We start from the raw sequence: 19,508 nt of genomic DNA, 5'->3' as shown, positions 1-19,508 counted from the left end.
GCGCGTCCCGCCCCCGCCCCCCCCCGCGCCGGACCCGATGAAGGCCCCGCAGGCCGCACAGTGCACCCCGTCGACCTCGAGGTAGGTCGCCTCGTGGTCGTCGGGGACCTTCCGCTCCTCGTCGTCGGCTCGCTGCCGGCGGACGTCCTGGGGGGCGACGTCGTCGACGTCGCCAAGTGCGTCGAAGACGTCCCGACAGCCGACGCAGCAAAAGCGGTTCCCCTCGTCGTCGGTGACGTCGCTTCCCTCGATGGGAAGCTCACAGAGCGTACAGCCGGTTCGGTCGGTCATGATCTGATCAGTGGTCGTGCGCGCCCGCACCCGCGCCGGCGCTCGCCGCGTCGATCCCGTCGTAGAACGGCAGCTGGGGGTGGGGGACGTGGACGCCGATGCTCATCAGCCCGTGCGCCAGGAGGACGTAGCCCAGCACGACGAACGCGACGCCGAGCAGTCGGTGGACCCGCTGGCGGTGGACCACGTCGATCGACTCGACGACAGTGCCGTAGAGAAACACCGCGGGGACGGTGCCGAGTCCCAGCGCGGCCAGCGCGAGCGCGCCGCCCGCCGCCGAGCCCGTCGCGAACGCGTAGAGGAAGGCCGGGTAGAGGATCGGACAGGGCAACAGCCCGTGGAGCGCGCCCAACCCGACGATACCGGGCCCGTTGGCCAACCTGTCGACGTGGGTCATCAGCCAGCCAGTGAGGCGCTCGAGGCCGGGGAGGTGAATCCCGCCCGTCGTCCGGCCGAGCAGGTAGTAGATCCCGGTCGCGATGACGAACCCGCCGACGATCAGGCCGACCCCGCCGCGGATCGGTTCGACGATCGGCGTCAGCGATTCGGTCGTCACGAACAGGAGCCCGCCGAGCGCGCCGAAGACGGCGCCGAGCAGGGTGTAGCTCGCGGTCCGCCCGAGGTTGAACAGCGCGTGCTGGCGCACCTCGCGGGTCGTCAGGTGGGAGCCGCGCCGCTCGCGCTCCTCGCCGCCGTCCATCCGCCCCGCGTAGACGGTCACCAGCGGGCCGCACATCCCGATACAGTGAGCGCCGGCCAGCAGGCCGATAACCAGAAAGAGGGCGACGTCGACGCCGAGGAGGGTAAGCGGGTCCATGGGTGATCAACTCGGAGCGTCCGCGACTCGTTGCCCGAGCTATCCGCTCGAGAAGGTAATCGGTTTCGCCTCGCGGATCGACCGAACCCCGGAGCCGCGGCCGAGCCGTCCCCGACCCGCACTCGTTCGGCCGTCGTCCTCGCTCCCGAAAACTACGCCGAACCCGTCACTCGACGTACCGGTACTTGCGCTCGCCCATGCGTCCCCAGCCGTCGAAGACGAACTCCTCCTCGGGTGTGGTGAACTCCTCGACGTCGACGTCCATCTCGTGGTTGTGGGCGTCGTGGACCTCCTCGTAGTCCGCCCAGCTCATGTCGTACCGGGCCGCGAGCTGCTCGTCGACGTTCAGCGCCTCGAGCTCCTCGGCCCAGCCGTCCTGAACCGTCTCGGCGTGGATCTCTGCCTGGGCGCCGCTGCCGTAGGAGCCGACCAGCAGCGTCTCGTCGGTCATGTCGCGGCCGTTCTCGAGGGCGTGTTTCAGCGCGCTGATGCGCGCGATGTGGACCGAGCCGGTGTACCAGTTGCCGACCTCCCGGGAGATCGTCAGCGTCGGGTCGATCGTCTCGGCGTACCACTCCTGGTAGCGGTCGGTCTCCTTGAGGGCGTCCGTGTACTCGCGGACGGCGTCGTGGTAGTCGTCCTCGGTGTCGAACGCCTCGGGACGGGGCTGGCGGCCGATCTCTTCGGCGAGCTCCTCCTCGATGGCCGTATCCCGCGTGACGTAGCGGTAGCCCAGCAGGCCCGCCTTGCGGACCATCCCCGGGAACGGGGTGTGGAACGGGATGAAGGCGACGTCGTCGGGGTGGACATCGCCCGCGACGCTCTCGAAGTCCTGTAAGGCCTCGCGCATCCGGGCGAGGTAGACCTGCACCGACCGCTTCCCGTCGACGGAGGGGAACTGCTGGTTGGGCTTGAGGAAGTCCGTCTCGTCGGCCGATCCGTACCCCTGCTCGGGCGAGAGCTCGACCAGGTCGGGGTCCTCGGCGATGTACATCGCGACGGCTCCCGCGCCCTGGGTCGCCTCCCCGGCGTCGCCGCGGGCGTAGAGGGCCGTGTCGGTCGCGATCACGAGCGCGCCGCGACCGCGGTTGCGACCCGCGCGGATCCAGTTGTAGGCGTCGTCGAGGCTCTGCGTGCCGGCGATGCAGGCGAACTTCCGCTCGCCCTTGTTGGCGTGGTGGAAGTCCTCGCCGTAGACCTGCTCGAGGCAGCCGGCGACGTACGTCGAGACCGGTTTCGAGTTGTCGAAGGCGCTCTCGGTCGCGACGTCGATGCGACCGATATCGTCGGGCTCGAGGTCCTTGCGCTCCATCAGCCGGTGGGCAGCGTTGGCCGCCATCGTGACGATGTCCTCGTAGCTGTCGGGGAACGAACTGGCGTTGAGCCCCAGTCCCTTCGTGTACTTCTCCGGATCCTCGCCCTTCTGGGGGGCGAAGGTGCCGGGGAGGTCGAGCTTGAGGTTCCCGGTCCAGATCTCGACGGCGTCGATACCGACTGTGGTCATGGTACGCGAATATTGTCCGATCTATATGATATTGTCGTTCCCCACTTCGACGAACGTCGAACCCGGCGTCGACGATACGAGTCGCTCCGGGGGCGGCGACCGACGGTCCGGTCGGCTCGAACGACGGACGGGCGGGACGAATCGCTCGTCGGCTGTCGAACCGAACCCGCGGCGAGAATCAGTCCTCGTCTTCCTCGACGACCTCGGGGTCGCTCATCGCGCTCTGGAGGCTGTCCAGCCCGTTGATCCACTCGGTGACCAGCCCGTACTCGAGCTCCTCGGCGACGCTCATGTCGAGTTCCTCGTCGTCGATGACCAGCGTGCCGGCCCGGGCGGCGTACCCCAGCGCCGCGTCGAGGTCCTCCTCGGCCTCGGCGTTCGCGGCCGCGTCGAGGTAGTCGGCGACGGTCCCCTCTTCGGCGGGGCCGCTGGCGACATACTCCTCGGCGGCGAAAAAGACACAGACCAGACTCGTCTGGACGCCGTCGACGAGGATCAGCTTCTCCTCGTCCTCGATGTCGACCTCGCCGAGGACGACCTTTCGGACGTCCTCGATCTCGGAGAGGGCGTCCTCCTGCTCGAGCTCGCCGTCGTCGTAGTCCGAGACGATCTTCGCGATCGCGATCGCGGTGTCGTCCTGCAGATTGAGCAGCAGCCGTGCCGAGTCCTCGTCCTCCGGATCGATCTCCTCGTCTTTGATGCGATCGATCCAGTTCTGCCAGCGTTCCGCCGAGTAGTACTCGGTGGGGGGATTGCTCATACAGACACCTACACCGGCCGCTTGAAATGCCTTTCTCTACCTGTATTCCGTGACGACTGTCCACAGACGCCCGTCTCAGACGGTCTCGAGCGTCGATTCGGTGTCGATGCCGTAGACGCGCTCGGGGGTCTCGACGTGGGCGTTCCGGACGGCCTCGTCGTACCCGTCCTCGAGCAGCCAGGCGACCCGACGGGGGACCGTCTTCGGCCCCAGTACGGCGCCGGGGCGGTTGGGATCGTCGATGTAGTCGGTCTCCATCAGGAACGGTTCGCCGCGCTCGGCCGCCCGCTCGAGTTCGTCCTTGTCGCAGATGACGCTCGGAACCGGGCCCTTCAGGCGCCCGCTCGCGTAGTGTTTGACCACCCTGTGGGCGGGGAGGCCAGCGTCCTCGGCCCACTCGGCGACCTCGGTCAGATCCTCGCTGGATTCGGCGTGGAGCTGGACGGCGCAGTCGAGCTCGGCGCCGCGCTCGAAGGCCCGGCGCATCACGGCGTTCGAGGCCGCCCAGACGTCGTCGTCGACCTCGTAGTGCGGACGGCCCGACTTCAGCGCCAGCGCGTCGCCGGACTCGACGTACTCCACGGCGACGTCGATCCCGCCCCGCATGATCTTGCGGGCCTCCGCGGGAGCGTACCCGCGCTCGTCGACGAGCCGCGAGATCAGTCCCGGGTGAACCCCGAGGACGGGCCAGGCTCGACCCGGCAGTTCGGCCGAGGCCGCCTCGACGATCTCGAGGGTGCGCTCGAAGACGGGACGGAAGTCCTCGCCCGCGTCGGCCTCGACGCCGAGGTGCCAGGAGGGTTTGTTCACCACGAGCATGTGGGTGCCGCCAACGCGGACGAAATCGCGCACGGCGTCGATCCCGCGGTTGTTGTCCGGATCGAGGTGGAGGTGGTCGTCCAGCACCGGCCGATCGTCGTCGATCATACCCGACGGTGGGCGCGGGACGAGTGAAAAGTCACCGACTCGGACCGCGCGAGGCGGCCGGCCCGCGCTGCCGAGGGCCGTTACTCCTCGAGGGTCATCGCCTCGTCGGCGGCGTTTCGCAGCGCGTCCGAACGGCCGTAGCTTCCCGGAGCGATGGCGATCGTCTCGACGCCGGTTCGGCCCGCGTGCTCGAGGACGGGCTTGAAGTCGGTGTCTCGAGAGGCGATCGCCAGCCGATCGATCGCGCCCTCGCCGGCCAGCGCGGTGGCGTCGACGGCGAGTTTGACGTCGACGTCGCCGCTGGTGACGATCACCTCGAAGCCGCGGGCCTCCGCGGCCTGAATGAGGCCGGGCGTGGCGTGCTCGTCGAGGTACAGCCGGATAACCCCGACCCTGCCGAGGTCCGCGGCGGCGGTCCGGAGGTCGTCCAGGTCCACGTCGAACTCGTCGCGAAGGACGTTCGGCCCGTCGACGAAGAGGCCGACCGTCGGTCCGTCAGATCCGGCCGTAAACCGGGCTCGCAGGCGGTCGAACATACTCTCGATTCGCGTATCCGGGAAAAAGGTGTGACGAAACGGGTCGACGCGGAGCCGTCCGCCTCCGGCGGGGTCCTCGCGGCGGACGCGTCGGAACCCCGGAGCGGAGACGGTCGCCGCCGTTTCGCCCGGGACGATCGGCCGACGAAAAGACATTACTACCCCCGGAGTGTGGAGCCGACTATGCCGCTTCAGACGCCGCCGTTACGTGGGATCCACGCCGAGCGTGGTGCGAAGTTTACGGAGTTCGGTGGCTGGGACATGCCCGTGGAGTTCGACTCGATCCAGACGGAACACCGAGCCGTCCGCGAGGCGGCCGGCGTCTTCGACGTCTCCCACATGGGTCAGATCCACGTCACCGGTCCCGACGCCGCGACGCTGATGCAGTGGCTCACGACCAACGACGTGAGTCGCCTCGCGGTCGGCGACGCCCAGTACGCCGCGATCACCGACGAGGAGGGCGCGATCGTCGACGACACGGTCGTCTACCGCCTGCCCGACGAGGGGGGAGAGCCGACCTACCTCTTCATCCCAAACGCGGGCACCGACGAGGCGACCCACGAGCGCTGGATCGGCTACCGCAACGACCTCGACCTCGAGGCGACCGTCGACAACCGGACCGACGAGTACGCGATGTTCGCGCTGCAGGGGCCCGACGCCGCGGCCCTGCTCGCGGACGTCGCCGAGGGCTCGCCGACCGACCTCGGGCGGTTCGAGGCGACGTACGCCACGGTCGACGGCGTCGAGTGCTGGACCGCCCGCACCGGCTACACCGGCGAGGACGGGTTCGAACTCGTCGTCCCGTGGGCCGAGGCCGAGACGGTCTGGTCCCGACTCGAGTGTCAGCCCTGCGGCCTGGGCGCCCGCGACACGCTCCGGATCGAGGCCGGCCTCCTGCTCGCCGGCCAGGAGTTCGACCTCGAGTCGAACCCCCGGAACCCCTACGAGGCGGGCATCGGGTTCGCAGTCGCGCTCGACACCGAGTTCGTCGGCCGGGACGCCCTGGCCGCGGCGAACGAAGACGGAGTCGAGGAACGACTCGTCGGCTTCCGGCTGATCGACCGCGGCGTTCCGCGCCACGGCTACGACGTCACGAACACCGAGGATCGAGTGATCGGCACCGTCACGAGCGGGACGATGAGCCCGACCCTCGAGCAGCCGATCGGACTCGGCTACGTTCCGGTCGAGTACGCGGAGCCGGGAACGACGCTGCGGGTAGTCGTTCGCGGCCAGTCGAAGAAAGCAAGAGTCGAGACCACGCCGTTTATCGATACAGTATAACCATGAGCTTCAACGTTCCGGACGACCGACGGTATCGCGAATCGCACGAATGGGCGCTCCCGACCGACGACGGGATCCGCGTCGGCATCACCGACTTCGCGCAGGACGAACTCGGCGACGTTGTCTTCGTCGAACTCCCCGACGAGGGCGACTCCGTCGCTCAGGACGAGGAGTTCGGCGTCGTCGAGTCGATCAAGGCCGTCTCCGACCTGTACGCTCCCGTCGGCGGCGAGGTGCTGGCGGTCAACGAGGCGCTGTTCGACTCCCCCGAGCTGGTCAACGACGACCCGTTCGGCGAGGGCTGGATGCTCGAGATCGAGGGCGCCGACGAGACCGAACTCGAGGAGCTGCTGTCGGCCGACGAGTACGAGGACCAGATCGCCTAATCGGCGTTCTCGCGGTCCCGGTTGAAACGCACCATCGCCGCTCCCGAGGCGACGACGGTCAGTACCGCCCACGCCACCCACAGCGTCGGCGAACCGAGGAGAGAAACGACCGCGAGCGCCACGAGCGAGACGGCGATCAGCGCCGCCGTCAACCGATCCTTCCGACGAGTCCGCGCGTCCGCCATCCCTACTCGAGCGTGACGAGGTGCTCGAGCAGCTCCTCGAGCGGTTCGTTCGTCACAGCGAGCGAGTAGCCGTCGATGCGGGCGAGGTCGGCGGCGTGGTCCCAGAGCCCGTCCTCCTCGATCCCGTGGAGGACGACGGCGTTCGGCGTCGGATTGACGACGCGCAGGGCGACGAGCGGTGACTCGCCCCGCGTGACGCCCGTAAAGATCAGCGCCCGGTTGGTGCTCTGGCCGTACAGCCGGAAGAACTCCTCGCTCGAGAGGCTCGTGATCGCCCCGATGCTGTCGATGACGGTGTGGCCGCTGACCCGATCGGTGTCGCCGGCGGCGACCTGGGTCGCGCCGATCTCGTCGTACAGCTGTGCGAGCGGTTTCGAGGTCGCGTACTCCCGCAGGTCGTAGACGACGTCGCTCTCGAAGCCCGCCGAGAGGACGCGGCCGTACTGTCGGATCCGGTCGCCCCCGTGTCGCTCGTCGATCGCGAGCAGCCCCCCGACGAGGCGGCCGACGACGCCGATTCCGGGGCTCTCCCGGCGTCCGCTCTCGTAGTCCGAAATTACCGAGGAGGAGACCTCGAGCTCCTCGGCGAGGTCGGTCTGGGAGACGCCGAAGTCGGTCCGCCACTTGCGCAACGTCGCCCCCGGATCGTCGCTCAGCGTGATCTCTCCGGCGATCTTCTCGGCGAGTTCCTGCTTGGGTCCACGACCGCCCATACGCGAGGGTGGATCGGTCGACCCAAGTAGCTACCGGAGTCGACGTTCGAGCCCCGCGCCGTCTCAATCGGTCGACTCCGTCGAGGGCGCTTCGACCGTCTCGATGCGCTCGTCGATCCAGCTCGCGGCGGCCTCGAGCGCGTCGGGATCCCCGCCGGTGAGCCGGATTCGCCCGGGGCGGTCCTCTCCGCGGGGGTAGCTCCCGACGGCGACGTCGAACTCGTCGGTCGCGCCCTCGAGGACGGCCGTCAGCGACCCCTCGGGCGCGGGCGTATACAGCGTCCGGGAGTCGACCTCGCCGACGAACTCGTCGGCGACCTCGCGGAACATCGCCCGCATCTCCTCGGGGATCCCCGCGAAGACCGAGACGTTCCCGACGACACAGCCCGGCGCCCAGGCCTCCTCGACGACGATCGGTCGCGCCCCCGCCGGCAGCGAGGCCGCGGCCTCGAGGTCGAGCTCGAGGTCGTACTCCGCGACGAGGTCGGGGTTCTCCTCGCGGAACCGCCGGGCCTTCTCGGTCAGGCGCTCGCGGATCTCCTCGCGGACGACCAGCCCCCGGTCGAGTCCCTCGGCGACGGCCTCGAGGGTGACGTCGTCGGGGGTGCCGCCGAGCCCGCCGGTGACGAGGACGGCGTCGAAGCGATCGCTCCAGTCGGCGACGGTGTCGGCGATGAGCCCGCGGTCGTCGGGGATCGTCAGGATGCGCTCGACGGTCGCCCCCCGGTCGGTGAGCTGCTCGGCCAGCCACGCAGCGTTGGTGTTCGTCGTCTCGCCGGCGAGCAGCTCGTCTCCCACGGTGAGGATCGCGACGTTCATGGGTCGGGTTCGGGCTCGAGGCAGTTAGCGGCTCTGCCGGCCGGCTCCGCTTCGACGCTGCGCCGATTCCGGGCGTGCGGTTTTGGTACCGGAGCCGCTATCGATCACCGATGCTGATCGCGACGTTCCGACTGGAGCTCGACGCCCTCGCTCTCGCGGAGACGTTCGAACATCACCCCTCGCTCGAGATCGAAGCAGAACGCATCGCCGCTCACGACATCGAGTGGACGATGCCCTGTCTCTGGGCGGCCAACGCCGACTTCGAGGCACTCGACGGGACGCTCGCGAACGACTCCTCTGTCGACGCTATCGTCGAAACCGCGACGTTCGACGGCGAGAAGTACTACCAGATCGACTGGAGCGACGACGTCGAGAAGCGGATTAACGCGTACGTCGACCACGAGGGATCAATTCTGAGCGCGAAGGCGACGTCGGACGGTTGGCAGGTCCGGTTTCGGTTCGTGTCCCGCGACCAGTTCGACGCGTTCCGCGACGTGCTGGCCGAGGAGGGCCATTCGTTTCGTCTGCTAGAACTCGTCCAGCCGGACGAACCGCGCCACTCGGTCGGCAGTCTCACTCCGACCCAGCGGGAGGCCCTTTGTGCCGCCCGGGAGCGCGGCTACTACAGCGTCCCCCGCGATATTTCGACGCGCGAGCTGGCTGCGGAACTCGACATGTCCCACCAGAACCTGTCGGAAGTGCTCCGTCGAGCGACGGAGACTCTCATCGAGGCGACGTTACAGCCGACGACCGCCGACTGACGGCCGTCCGAGGGGTCTTAAAAAGGTTCCAGGGCAAGCCGGAGAGACTTCCTTTCCAAGTTGCTAGGTCCGCTAATGAGTACGACCCCTTGTGAGGTCCTCGTCGGGGAGGCACCCGACCTCGGCCACGTGATCGTGACCGAACTCGCCGAGCGAACCGACGCGGAGCCGACGACGCTGCCGCCGCTGTACGAAGCGATCGATCCACAGGCGCTGAACGAGCTATTCCGTGGAGATCGATCCGGCCGCGTCCGCTTCGAGTACGCCGGCTACGAGGTGACGGTCGACGGAACCGAACGCGTCCGGATCGACGACGGGGAGGGTCCTCGTGCGAGATCCGACTCGGCCGTCCCACAGGTCGAGACACAGGAACTGTCGGATTCCGGGTTCCGCCTGCACTGTGGGGCCTGTGGGTGGAACGCCGCCGCCGACGACTCCGAACCGGAGGATGCGAGTCGTCGGGCGATCGAGCACTTCGTCGAGACTGACCACTCGCCGATTCGGCGGATCGGGTCCGCCGACGGGTAGCTCGGTTCCCCTGGCTTGGGGGACCACGCGGGACTGAAGCGACGGTCCGGCCGAGGGACTGGCGGATCGGCCGCGCGTGCGAGGGTGGCACACATCGATCCGAAGCCGACGCGGAGTGACGCTCCGCATCCCTGAACGCGGCTCGCACCAACCACGCGTCGATGAGCGACTGGACCGAGAAGTCGGGAAAATGCGATGGAGATTCGATGTACTGAGAACGTCGAATATGCGTCGTTGGTCGCTCATGAACGCAGAAACACACTCCGACAAGTGAACACAGAATGGGTATCATCCATATATCGGGGAACGTTTTTGCTCTTGCCCACCGTACACCGAGGTATGTCAGACGTAGCGCTTGACGACCGCGGTCGTCTCACACTTCCGAAGGAAGTCCGAGAGCGATACGGGGACCGATATCACGTCGTTCAACTTCCCGACGGAGTCAAACTGGTTCCCGTCGCCGACGACCCGCTCGACGCACTCAGGGACGAGTTCGCGGACGTCGAGAAGTCGGCTGACGAACTTCGTGACGAAGCGCGTGAAGCAGCGCTCGACGAGGCCGGACGGTAGATGTACGCCGAAACGGACTTCCTCCTCGCGCTCATCAAGGATGAAGACTGGCTCGGCGAGGCCGCCGAGTCGGTGTACCGGGAGCACCGTGACGAGTTGTGGACGTCACAGTTCACGCTCATCGAACTGCTGATGGTCGCTTACCGGGAGGAGCGTGATACCGAACGCGTCGTTTCGAACGCCGCCAACCTCCTCGAGGTACGCGGTGATGTGGAGACGGTCGTTACGGCAGCGACGTACGTGGAAGACCACGATTTCACGCCGTTTGATGCACTTCACCTCGTCGAATCGAACGGCGATACTATCGTCTCGAGCGACGATACATATGCGGACGTTACGTCCCGTCTCGACCTGAAGACGGCCATCGAAGAGTAGCGTCCGCAACCACTAAACGCGGCTCACCCCAACCACGTCCCAATGAGCGACTGGACGGAGACGTACCGCCCGACGACGCTGTCGGAGGTACGCGGCAACAACAAGGCCCGGGACCAGCTGAAGGAGTGGGCCGAGAGCTGGGACGACCACCGGAAGGCGGTGATCGTCCACGGCAGCCCCGGCGTCGGGAAGACCTCGGCGGCACACGCGCTGGCCAGCGACATGGGCTGGCCCGTAATGGAGCTCAACGCCAGCGACAGCCGCGGCGCGGACGTGATCGAACGGATCGCGGGCGAGGCCGCAAAGAGCGGGACCCTCACCGCGGGCGGGTCGGGACGGCGGCTCGTAATCCTCGACGAAGCGGACAACTTCCACGGCAACGCCGACTACGGCGGCTCCCGGGAGGTGACCCGCGTCGTCAAGAGCGCGAACCAGCCGATCGTCCTCGTGGCAAACGAGTTCTACGACATGAGCCAGTCGCTGCGGGACGCCTGCGAGACGATCGAGTTCCGGGACGTCTCCAAGCGATCGATCGTCCCCGTCCTGCGAGACATCTGTCGGCGCGAAGGCGTCGAGTTCGAGGAGGAGGCCTTGGAGAAGATCGCCGAGGACACGAGCGGGGACCTCCGCTCGGCGGTCAACGATCTCCAGGCCGTCGCCGAGGAGGCCGAACGGCTGACCGTCGAGGATGTCGTCACGGGCGAACGCGACACCACCGAGGGGATCTTCGATTTCCTGGACGCGCTGATCAAGGAGGAGGACGCCCAGGGGGCGCTGTACGCCTCCTACGACGTCGACGAGACCCCCGACGACCTGCTGAACTGGATCGAGGACAACGTCCCGAAGGACTACCGCGGCGAGGAGCTGGCCGACGCCTACGGCTTCCTCGCGAACGCCGACCGCTGGCTCGGCCGGGTGCGGGCCACGCAGGACTACTCGTTCTGGCGGTACGCGACCGACAACATGACCGCGGGGGTCGCCGCCTCCCGCCGCGAACCGAAAGGCGGCTGGACCCGCTACGGACCGCCGAGCTACTGGTCGAAGCTCGGTCGCACCAAGGGAACCAGAAACACCCGCGACGCCATCGCCGAACGCATCGCCGAGCGCGAGGGGACGAGCGTCGCCACCGCGCGCCGGGAGATCCTGCCCTTCCTCTCGGCGATGACCCACCACTGCAAGAACCGCGAGCTGACGGTGCGGATGGCCGCCACGTACGAACTCGACGAGGGCGAGGTCTCGTTCGTTACCGGCAGCGGGAAGACCACCAACAAGGTCGAATCGATCGTCGCGGACGCCGCCGAACGGCGCGAGGAGCGGACGGTCGAACACTCCGGCTCCGCGTTCTTCGGGGGCGAGTCGACCGACGACGAGGACGGTGGGGACGGAGACGGCCAGCAGTCGCTCGAGGCCGTCGCCGCCGACTCGGAGTCGGCGGACGCCGACCCGGACGGGACCGACGACGAACCCGACGACGACCAGTCCGGACTCTCGGATTTCATGTAGCCGTGATCCGATCTCCTCGCAGACATGTCTAGTTATAGACTGATCGACACTATTACCACGGTCGGTGTGGACACTCACTCCCGGTGAGTGGAGACCGATGACCGAGTACGACTGCCCGCTTTGTTCGAACGACTACGAGCGGCGACGGGAGCTCCGGGTGCACCTCGAGGTCAAACATCGCAAGTCCGAGATCGTTTCCCACCTCGTCGAGTCGACGGGAAGCGACGAACCAGTACTCGAGGGCGAGCGGCGAGCTCCGCCGCTGTAACACCCTTTTATTCGCGGTCCGCGAGTCGAGCGTAGAACGCCGGCGAGAGCGCCTCGCGAACGCCGGTCGCGAGCGCCCCCGGATTCGAAGCCGAGAGCGAGGGCACCGTCTCGACGGGCCGTCCGGTCAGGCGCTCGAGTTCGGCGGGGTTCGTTCGCTCGGCGACGGACGCTCCCTCGTACTCGTTGCAGACGATTCCGAGGACGTCGACCCCGCGTTGCTCGAGGGCGGCGACGGTGAGAGCCGTGTGGTTCAGCGTGCCCAGGTCCGAGCGCGCGACGACGACCGCGACCGGGGCGAGGTCGGCGACCAGGTCGAGCACCTCGCGGTCGCCGGCCAGCGGCACGCGGACGCCGCCGATCCCCTCGAGAACCGAGACGGGCGCCCGCTCGCGCTCGCGTCGACAGTCCTCGAGCAAGGCCTCGTACTCGAGGGGCTCGTCGGCCCGTTCGCCTGCGACCCGGGGGGCCAGGGGCTCCTCGAGGTAACGCAGGCAGGTCGCCGCGTCGTCGGTCCCGCAGGTGTCGGCGACGAACGCGGCGTCGTCGTCCGGCGGGTGGCCCGTCTGTGCGGGCTTGATCGCGCGGGCGTCGGTCCCCCGCTCTCGAAACCAGTCCGTGATCGCGGCCGTGACGACGGTCTTGCCGACCCCGGTGTCGGTGCCGACGACGGCGATCGTCGTCACAGGAGTCCGACCTCCGTCCCGGCCGCCTGGAACGCCTCGAGGCAGGTGACGACGTCGTCCCGATCGTGGGCCGCGGTCGGCGCGACCCGGATTCGGCAGGTCCCCTCGGGAACCGTCGGCGGCCGGATCGCCGGCGCGATCACGTTCCGGTCACGGATCCCGGCCTCGAGCGCCAGCGCGTCATCGCGGTCGCCGACCACGATCGGCAGGATCTGGGACTCGCCGGGCACCTCGAACCCCATCGACTCGAACCCGTCCCGGAGGTGGGCGACGTTCTCCCAGAGCCGTTCGCGGGCGTCGCCGTGGCGGGCGAGGTGTAAGGCCTCGCTGGCGGCCGCGGCCGCCATCGGGGTAAGTCCCGTCGAGAAGACGAACGGCCGGGCCTCGTTGACCAGCAGTTCGACGAGCGCGTCGCTGCCCGCGACGTACCCGCCCTGGCTCGCCAGCGCCTTCGAGAGCGTGCCCAGCTGGACGTGGACCCGATCCTCGAGCCCCTCCGCCTGGACGATCCCGCCGCCGTCGGCGTACAGCCCCGTCGCGTGGGCCTCGTCGACCATCACCCAGGCCCCGAACTCCTCGGCGACCTCACAGATCGAGCCCAGCGGGGCGACGGTGCCGTCCATGCTGAAGACAGTATCGGTGACGATCAGCCACGATTCGGCCTCGGAACCCGCGCGTTCGGCTCGCTTCGCCAGCGCGGCCCGAAGGCTCGCAGCGTCACAGTGGTCGTAGACGACCGTCTCGGCGCCCGAGAGCCGACAGCCGTCGACGATGCTTGCGTGGTTGCGCTCGTCGGAGAAGATCACGTCCGGCTCGAGGGCCGTGATCGTCCCCACGTTGGCGGCGTAGCCCGAGGAAAAGGCGAGCGCGCGGTCGGTCCCCTTGGTCTCGGCGAGCAGGCGCTCGAGATCCCGGTGGACCAGCGTGTCGCCGGTGACCAGACGGCTCGCTCCGGCGCCTGTTCCGACGGTCGCGCCGGCCTGGCGGGCCGCGTCCTGCACCCGCTGGTCGGCGGTGAGCCCGAGATAGTTGTTCGACGCGAACACGAGCGCCTCCTCGGCGTCGAGCACCGGGAGCTCGCCCCCCGACGGCGCCGCGAAGTACCCCCGCTCCGCGACCCGATCGGCGGGCGCGAGCGATCGTTTCAGGTCGTTCTCGACGAGGGCGTCGAGCCGACCCTCGAGGTCGAACCCGCGGTCTTCCATTCGAGTAAAGGGAGTCATTCGGGTGGTTTGACTGTCACGGTTCGCGCCGAGGCGACCGAGACGCGATCGACGCTCGGGAGACGCCTCGAGGCGCCCTCAGAACCGCGGCATCAGCTCCGCCGGACCGACGACTCCGTACTCGCCGGCGCGGTTGCGGCGGACGCCGGCTCGCAGGTACCCGAGCGCGGGGCCGTTAACGTTCGCCGCCATGCTCGTCGCGTCGTCGAGCTGGAACGTATTCGTCCCCTGCTCGCCGTCGAAGGTCGTCCCCGTCACGGTGACGGTCGTCGTCGTCGGCTTCTCGTCGCTGCGGACGTCGAGGAGGCCGCCGACCGTGACGTCCTCGGCGTCACAGACGCCCGCGCGCTCGAGCAACACGTCGTCGGCGTGTTCCATGTCCTCGAACTCGATGACGCCGTCGTGGTCGTCGACGATCGCCTCGATCTCGTCCGCGGAGAGCTCGCGCGCGGTCTCGATGTCGTAGTCGGGCAGGTGGGCGATGTCCTCGCGGACGGTGCCGCGGTTGTCCTCGTACCCCGACTCGAGGCCGACGCCCCACCGGATCTCCACCGATTCGATCTCGACGAACGACTGGGCCGCGAGCGCGGCCGCGCCCGTCAGCAGCCCCGGCGTCGCGCCGGCGCCACAGACGAAGGTGATCCCCGCCTCCTCGAACGCCCCCTCGCGGTCGTCGAGCATGCCGATCACGCGCGAGCGCTTCAGGACGTCGACCATCACGCCGGCGTAGCCGCCCTCGAGGAACCGATCCGCGACGCGGGGGATGAAGTCGTGTTCGTAGTTCGGCAGCGCCAGCAGGACCGCGTCGATCCCCTCGCCGTGATCGATGACGTCCTGGATCGGGTCGTCGCTGGGGCGGGCCTGCTCGGAGGCGACGACTCCCCTGTCCTCGCCGTGCTGTTTGACGCCCTCGCCGTCGGCGGTCGCGGCGCCGCCGTCCGTCGCGACCTCACTGTCGATGTTTCCCTCCGTCGCCGCCAGCAGTTCGTCGACGTCGAGGCCGTCGAAATCGATCGTGGTGCCGTGGCGATCGCAGGCCGCGACGGGCGTGAGCCCCTCCTTGTGTCGGCTCACTTCGAGCATTCGTCGTCCGATACCGCCGGTTCCGAGTACCGCAAACGTCGTTTCCTCCATGAGTGTGTTCTCGTCGGTTCGCTGGTCGTCAGTCGTCGCTCGGTTCCGCGCCCGCGCTCGGGCTCGAGTCGCCCGCGCCCTCGCCTCTCGTCGAGTCCGTCGACCCCTCGTGACGGGCCTTGACCGCCTCGGGGTCGAACTCGTTGACCTCGCGGTTGGGCTCGAGACCCGCCCGTTCGACGATCTCGAGATCCTCGTCGGGGGACTGGCCCGCCGTGGTGAGGTAGTCGCCCGTCAGCAGGCCGTCGGCGCCCGCCTCGAGGGGCAGGTGCTGTTCCTCGGGTGCGAGGTTGACCTCGCGACCCCCGGTCAGGCGCACCCGCGCGTCGGGGTGGAGCAGCCTGTACACCGCCACGGTCTTGACGATCTCCGCGGTCGTGATCTCGACGTCCCGCTCGGCGAGGGGAGTTCCCTCGACCGGGTTGAGCACGTTGACGGGCAACGAGGAGATCCCGATCTCCTGCAGGGCGACGGCGGCCTCGACCCGGTCGGTCGGGCTCTCGCCCATCCCGAGGATGACGCCCGCACAGAGGTCCATCCCGGCCGCTTTGGCGATCTCGAGGGTCTCGACCCTGTCCTCGAAGCTGTGCGTGTCGACGATCTCGGGGAAGTACCGCGGCGAGGTCTCGATGTTGTGGTTGTAGTGGTTGATCCCCTCCTCGGCGAGGATCGCGGCCTCCCGTTCGGTGAGGATGCCGAGCGAGGCGTCGATCTCGAGGTCGCACTCGTCGCGGACGAGCCGGATCGACTCGAGGACCTCGGCCCACTCTTCGGGGCGGTGCTCTCTCGAGACGCCCTTCTCGGCGACGACGATTCCGAACCGCTGGGCGCCGTCGCGTTCGGCCCGCTTGGCGGCCTCGAGGATCTTCTCGGGACCGAGGAAATCGTAGGTGTCGATCCCGGTGTCGAAGTGAACCGACTGGGCGCAGAAGCCACAGTCCTCGGCGCAGTTGCCGGCCTTCGCGTTGACGATCGAACACGCGTCGACCGTACCGTCGCCGAATCGGTCGCGAACGGCCGCGCCGGCTTCGGCGAGCGGTTCGACCGGCTGGGCGAGCAACGCGAGGCCGTCGGTGCGATCGAGCCGTTCGCTGGCCCACACTCGTTCGAGGGCGTCGTCGACCGTCGGATTACCTGTCTCGTAAACCACATTCGTAGAGGTGGTTGACGAGTATATAACGGTTGGGGAGTACTTCACGAACCGTGATCCCCAAAACCGGTATCGGGTTCGTCGGTCTCGGACGCGAACGGGTGGTCAGTGTCTCCCCCGTTCGCCGTGCAGTGCGGCTAACGGGGGTCGGATCCGACCCGTTCGATGATCCACGTGCAACCGTTCAGGGGTCGGGATGCCAGCCGAGGTCGCCCCGTCGGACGACGAACGGCTTCGCGCCGCAGGCCGGACAGACCGTTCCGCCGCCGTCGGGATCGTCGGGTCGGTCCGGGATCGTGTGGCGGTGCCCGCAGTTCTCGCACTCGAGGTCGACCGACATACGCGAACGGACGGCCTCCGGCCGGATGAGCGTACGGCCGATTCGGCGGCGCTCGACGGACGGCCGACTCTCGGTCGTGCGGCCGTTCGAGAGAACTACGTGCGGCAAAAGGAACGTCGACTCGCGAGCGATGAAACCGCGGCTCGACGCAGTGTGAGTCTCAGGAACCCACTGTGAGGATATCGCTGTATTCAGTGCGCGTAGTTGTCGTGGTATTCGTTGTCATCACCACCGTAGTAGCGACGTGAATCCGTACTGTAATAAGCCTTGTTGCCATCCGGGCGTCCAACTTCGTGCAAACTCGGCGCTGATTCGACTGCTATCGTCGCGAGAAACGAAAGAAGGAACGCTCGCACCGACCCCGAACCCCTCGTCGTCCGTTCGTCGGGTGGCTCGTTGGGTCGCGGGTGCTCGGGACGACTCGAGGAGTTAGGAGAGGAACTCCTCGATGTGGTCGGCGACCTCCTCGGGGGTGTCGCCGACGGGGACGCCCGCGTCGTTCAGCGCCGAGATCTTGCTCTCGGCGGTGCCGGTACCGGAGCCGGAGACGATGGCGCCCGCGTGGCCCATGCGTTTGCCCGGCGGGGCCGTACGGCCGGCGATGAAGCCCGCAACCGGAGTATCGACGTAGTCGTCGATGAACGCCGCGGCCTCCTCCTCGTCCTCGCCGCCGATCTCGCCGCACATGACGATGGCGTCGGTTTCGGGGTCGTCCTCGAACAGCTCGAGGGCGTCGACGAAGTCGGTGCCGATGATCGGGTCGCCGCCGATGCCGATGGCGGTGCTCTGGCCGAGCCCGCGGTTCGTGAGGTTGTCGACGACCTGGTAGGTCAGCGTCCCGGAACGGGAGACCAGCCCGACGTTACCCTCCGAGAAGATGTTCCCCGGGAGGATGCCGAGTTTGGCCTCGCCGGGTGTGATGAGACCGGGACAGTTCGGACCGATGAGACGGGTGTCGGTCTCGGTCAGTCGCTTGTTGACCCGGGCCATGTCCTGGGTCGGGATGCCCTCGGTGATCGCGACCGCGAGGTCGAGGCCGCTGTCGAGGGACTCGAAGATCGCGTCGCCGGCAAAGGCCGGCGGGACGAAGATGACCGAGGTGTCGGCGTCTTCCTCCTCGACGGCCTCGTGGACCGTGTCGTACACCGGGACGCCGGCGGCCTCCTGGCCGCCCTTGCCGGGGACCGCGCCGGCGACGACGTTGGTGCCGTACTCCATCATCTGTTCGGCGTGGAACTTGCCCTCCCCGCCGGTGATGCCCTGTACCACGACGCGCGTGTCGTCGTCGACTAGTACACTCATGCTTGTCCCTCCTCAGCGTACTCGACGGCACGCTGGACCGCGTCCTCGAGGGTCTGTTCGACCGTCACGAGGTCCTCGTTGAGAATCTCCATGCCTTCCTCCCAGTTCGTCCCCGCGAGTCGAACGACCACGGGCTTGGGAATCTCGTCGAACTGCTCTAAGGCCTCGTTGATCCCCTTGGCGACCTCGTCGCCGCGGGTGATCCCGCCGAAGATGTTGAAGACGACCGAATCGACATTGTCGTCCGAGAACACCATGTCGAGGGCGTTCGCGATGCGGTCGGCCTTCGCGCCGCCGCCGACGTCCAGGAAGTTCGCGGGCTCGCCGCCGTAGTGGTCGACCAGGTCGAGCGTGGTCATCACGAGGCCGGCACCGTTGCCGATAATTCCCGTGTTGCCCTCTAGCCGGACGTAGTCGAAGTCGTACTCGTCGGCCTTCTGCTCGAGTTCGTCGCCGCCGCTCGCGGCCTCGGCTTCCATCTCGGCGAGTTCGGGCTGGCGGAACAGCGCGTCCTCGTCGATGTTCATCACCGCGTCGGCCGCGATGACCTCGTCGTCGCTCGTGACCATCAGCGGGTTGATCTCGGCGTCGGAGCCGTCCCGGTCGTCCCAGAGCTGATAGAGCGTCGTCAGCACGCTCGAGACGTCGCGGGCGACGGCCTTGTCGACGCCGGCGTCGTAGACGGCCTTGCGGGCCTGGTAGGGATGCATCCCGAAGGAGGGGTCGATGTGTTCGCGGGCGATCGCCTCGGGGTCCTCCTCGGCGACCTCCTCGATGTTGACCCCGCCTTTCGTCGAGACCATCGCGACGGGTTTGCCCTCGCCGCGGTCCATCGTGATCCCGACGTAGAGCTCGTCGGTGAAGTCGACCGCTTCCTCGACGAGGACCTGATCGACGTGGTACCCCTTGAGGTCCATCCCGATGATCGACTCGGCCGCCTCGCGGGCCTCCTCGTCGTTCTCGACGAGTTCGATCCCGCCGGCTTTCCCCCGGCCGCCGACCTGTACCTGCGCCTTGACCGCGACCGGATACCCGATCTCCTCGGCTGCGGTCAGTACGCCGTCGACGTCCGAAGCGAGCTGTGACTCCGGCGTCGGAATCCCGGCGTCGGCGAAGACCTGCTTCGCCTGGTACTCATGTAGTTTCATACCATTCGAACGGCCGTCCCGGCCTTGCTTAAATCCTGCCAGTTTCGGTCCGACTTGCGGCAGCGATTGCCGTCGCTCGGGCGTTTCCGGCCGCTCGAGGGAAATTAACTCAGTTCCGTATTAGGGTAGTTTTATTAGGCGGGCTACGGTATGCACAGGTGATGCCCGAAGTAAACGTCTCCGAGTCCCTGTACAAGAAGCTCGAGGAAGAGAACCCCGAGTCGATCGAGGACGCGGTGTGGGAGCTGATGTACCAGGCCCGTCGCGAGTCCCAGTACCAGTAGTCGCCGACGCCCTTCGTA

General features: G+C 67.8%; 24 protein-coding genes and 1 pseudogene. 9 read left to right on the top strand and 16 right to left on the bottom strand.

Going from position 1 to position 19,508, the window contains the following annotated elements:
• The 6 genes and pseudogenes from GWG54_RS16040 to GWG54_RS16015 form a co-directional block, all read right to left on the bottom strand.
• A pseudogene (locus tag GWG54_RS16040) lies at positions 1-291 on the bottom strand (cation-transporting P-type ATPase); the annotation flags it as partial.
• A 7-nt stretch (positions 292-298) separates the two neighbouring features.
• The gene (locus tag GWG54_RS16035; protein ID WP_167938725.1) at positions 299-1,108 is read right to left on the bottom strand and encodes a sulfite exporter TauE/SafE family protein; all 810 of its coding nucleotides are present in this window, start codon (positions 1,106-1,108) and stop codon (positions 299-301) included.
• 166 nt (positions 1,109-1,274) lie between these two features.
• Positions 1,275-2,612, bottom strand: coding sequence for a hydroxymethylglutaryl-CoA synthase (gene hmgB / locus GWG54_RS16030; protein WP_167938724.1), 1,338 nt, complete (start codon positions 2,610-2,612; stop codon positions 1,275-1,277).
• A 178-nt stretch (positions 2,613-2,790) separates the two neighbouring features.
• A complete protein-coding gene (locus tag GWG54_RS16025; protein ID WP_167938723.1) occupies positions 2,791-3,372 on the bottom strand; it encodes a DUF2150 family protein in 582 nt (193 codons plus the stop codon).
• Positions 3,373-3,447: 75 nt separating this feature from the next.
• Positions 3,448-4,299 carry a TatD family hydrolase gene (locus GWG54_RS16020; RefSeq protein ID WP_167938722.1) on the bottom strand — a complete coding sequence of 284 codons (852 nt, stop codon included), beginning with the start codon at positions 4,297-4,299 and terminating at the stop codon, positions 3,448-3,450.
• Between the two features lie 80 nt (positions 4,300-4,379).
• Entirely contained in the window at positions 4,380-4,835 is a 456-nt protein-coding gene (locus GWG54_RS16015) for an NYN domain-containing protein (RefSeq protein WP_167938726.1), read from the bottom strand.
• A gap of 183 nt (positions 4,836-5,018) precedes the next feature.
• Here GWG54_RS16015 and gcvT point away from each other — a divergent pair, with 183 nt between their 5' ends.
• Together gcvT and gcvH are read left to right on the top strand one after the other, a co-directional pair.
• Positions 5,019-6,116, top strand: a complete 1,098-nt coding sequence (gene gcvT / locus GWG54_RS16010) for a glycine cleavage system aminomethyltransferase GcvT (RefSeq protein ID WP_167938721.1) — start codon at positions 5,019-5,021, stop codon at positions 6,114-6,116.
• Positions 6,117-6,118: 2 nt separating this feature from the next.
• A complete protein-coding gene (gene gcvH, locus GWG54_RS16005; RefSeq protein WP_008424654.1) occupies positions 6,119-6,502 on the top strand; it encodes a glycine cleavage system protein GcvH in 384 nt (127 codons plus the stop codon).
• On the opposite strand, the gene GWG54_RS16000 is transcribed toward gcvH, so the two are convergent.
• The 3 genes from GWG54_RS16000 to GWG54_RS15990 all read right to left on the bottom strand — a co-directional run bounded on the left by GWG54_RS16000 (position 6,499) and on the right by GWG54_RS15990 (position 8,219).
• A complete protein-coding gene (locus GWG54_RS16000; RefSeq protein WP_167938720.1) occupies positions 6,499-6,687 on the bottom strand; it encodes a hypothetical protein in 189 nt (62 codons plus the stop codon). The genes gcvH and GWG54_RS16000 overlap by 4 nt on opposite strands.
• A 2-nt stretch (positions 6,688-6,689) precedes the next feature.
• Positions 6,690-7,400, bottom strand: a complete 711-nt coding sequence (locus GWG54_RS15995; protein ID WP_167938719.1) for a helix-turn-helix domain-containing protein — start codon at positions 7,398-7,400, stop codon at positions 6,690-6,692.
• A gap of 63 nt (positions 7,401-7,463) precedes the next feature.
• Positions 7,464-8,219 carry a molybdopterin-binding protein gene (locus tag GWG54_RS15990; RefSeq protein ID WP_167938718.1) on the bottom strand — a complete coding sequence of 252 codons (756 nt, stop codon included), beginning with the start codon at positions 8,217-8,219 and terminating at the stop codon, positions 7,464-7,466.
• A gap of 110 nt (positions 8,220-8,329) precedes the next feature.
• Between GWG54_RS15990 and GWG54_RS15985 the strand changes: the two genes are divergently transcribed.
• The 6 genes from GWG54_RS15985 (at position 8,330) to GWG54_RS15960 (ending at position 12,224) form a co-directional block, all read left to right on the top strand.
• A complete protein-coding gene (locus GWG54_RS15985) occupies positions 8,330-8,980 on the top strand; it encodes a helix-turn-helix domain-containing protein (RefSeq protein ID WP_167938717.1) in 651 nt (216 codons plus the stop codon).
• A 75-nt stretch (positions 8,981-9,055) separates the two neighbouring features.
• On the top strand, positions 9,056-9,508 hold the full coding sequence (locus GWG54_RS20685) for a HalOD1 output domain-containing protein (protein ID WP_209438485.1): 453 nt from the start codon (positions 9,056-9,058) through the stop codon (positions 9,506-9,508).
• A 339-nt stretch (positions 9,509-9,847) separates the two neighbouring features.
• Positions 9,848-10,078, top strand: a complete 231-nt coding sequence (locus tag GWG54_RS15975) for an AbrB/MazE/SpoVT family DNA-binding domain-containing protein (RefSeq protein ID WP_167938716.1) — start codon at positions 9,848-9,850, stop codon at positions 10,076-10,078.
• Positions 10,079-10,453 (top strand): PIN domain-containing protein, encoded by a 375-nt coding sequence (locus tag GWG54_RS15970; protein ID WP_167938715.1) that lies wholly within the window; start codon positions 10,079-10,081, stop codon positions 10,451-10,453.
• 42 nt (positions 10,454-10,495) lie between these two features.
• Positions 10,496-11,956 carry a replication factor C large subunit gene (locus GWG54_RS15965; protein WP_167938714.1) on the top strand — a complete coding sequence of 487 codons (1,461 nt, stop codon included), beginning with the start codon at positions 10,496-10,498 and terminating at the stop codon, positions 11,954-11,956.
• Positions 11,957-12,053: 97 nt separating this feature from the next.
• Complete coding sequence (locus tag GWG54_RS15960) at positions 12,054-12,224, top strand: hypothetical protein (protein WP_167938713.1); 171 nt, start codon at positions 12,054-12,056, stop codon at positions 12,222-12,224.
• A 7-nt stretch (positions 12,225-12,231) separates the two neighbouring features.
• On the opposite strand, the gene bioD is transcribed toward GWG54_RS15960, so the two are convergent.
• The 7 genes from bioD to sucC all read right to left on the bottom strand — a co-directional run bounded on the left by bioD (position 12,232) and on the right by sucC (position 19,206).
• Complete coding sequence (bioD, locus tag GWG54_RS15955; RefSeq protein ID WP_167938712.1) at positions 12,232-12,909, bottom strand: dethiobiotin synthase; 678 nt, start codon at positions 12,907-12,909, stop codon at positions 12,232-12,234.
• Positions 12,906-14,114, bottom strand: coding sequence for an 8-amino-7-oxononanoate synthase (locus tag GWG54_RS15950; RefSeq protein ID WP_167938711.1), 1,209 nt, complete (start codon positions 14,112-14,114; stop codon positions 12,906-12,908). Before GWG54_RS15950 ends, bioD begins: the two co-directional genes overlap by 4 nt.
• A 96-nt stretch (positions 14,115-14,210) precedes the next feature.
• The gene (locus GWG54_RS15945; RefSeq protein WP_167938710.1) at positions 14,211-15,266 is read right to left on the bottom strand and encodes a transcriptional regulator; all 1,056 of its coding nucleotides are present in this window, start codon (positions 15,264-15,266) and stop codon (positions 14,211-14,213) included.
• A gap of 28 nt (positions 15,267-15,294) precedes the next feature.
• A complete protein-coding gene (bioB, locus tag GWG54_RS15940) occupies positions 15,295-16,416 on the bottom strand; it encodes a biotin synthase BioB (RefSeq protein ID WP_167938709.1) in 1,122 nt (373 codons plus the stop codon).
• A 184-nt stretch (positions 16,417-16,600) separates the two neighbouring features.
• A complete protein-coding gene (locus GWG54_RS15935; protein WP_008424668.1) occupies positions 16,601-16,756 on the bottom strand; it encodes a hypothetical protein in 156 nt (51 codons plus the stop codon).
• 429 nt (positions 16,757-17,185) lie between these two features.
• Positions 17,186-18,058, bottom strand: a complete 873-nt coding sequence (sucD, locus tag GWG54_RS15930) for a succinate--CoA ligase subunit alpha (RefSeq protein WP_167938708.1) — start codon at positions 18,056-18,058, stop codon at positions 17,186-17,188.
• On the bottom strand, positions 18,055-19,206 hold the full coding sequence (gene sucC, locus GWG54_RS15925) for an ADP-forming succinate--CoA ligase subunit beta (RefSeq protein WP_167938707.1): 1,152 nt from the start codon (positions 19,204-19,206) through the stop codon (positions 18,055-18,057). Before sucC ends, sucD begins: the two co-directional genes overlap by 4 nt.
• Before the next feature lie 161 nt (positions 19,207-19,367).
• On the opposite strand from sucC, the gene GWG54_RS21200 reads away from it, so the two are divergent.
• The gene (locus GWG54_RS21200) at positions 19,368-19,490 is read left to right on the top strand and encodes a hypothetical protein (protein ID WP_005558169.1); all 123 of its coding nucleotides are present in this window, start codon (positions 19,368-19,370) and stop codon (positions 19,488-19,490) included.
• Positions 19,491-19,508: the final 18 nt, after the last annotated feature.

It is taken from the genome of Natronococcus sp. JC468 (assembly GCF_012163165.1).
GTDB lineage: Archaea > Halobacteriota > Halobacteria > Halobacteriales > Natrialbaceae > Natronococcus > Natronococcus jeotgali.
This window is presented reverse-complemented; position numbering and strand designations above follow the sequence as displayed.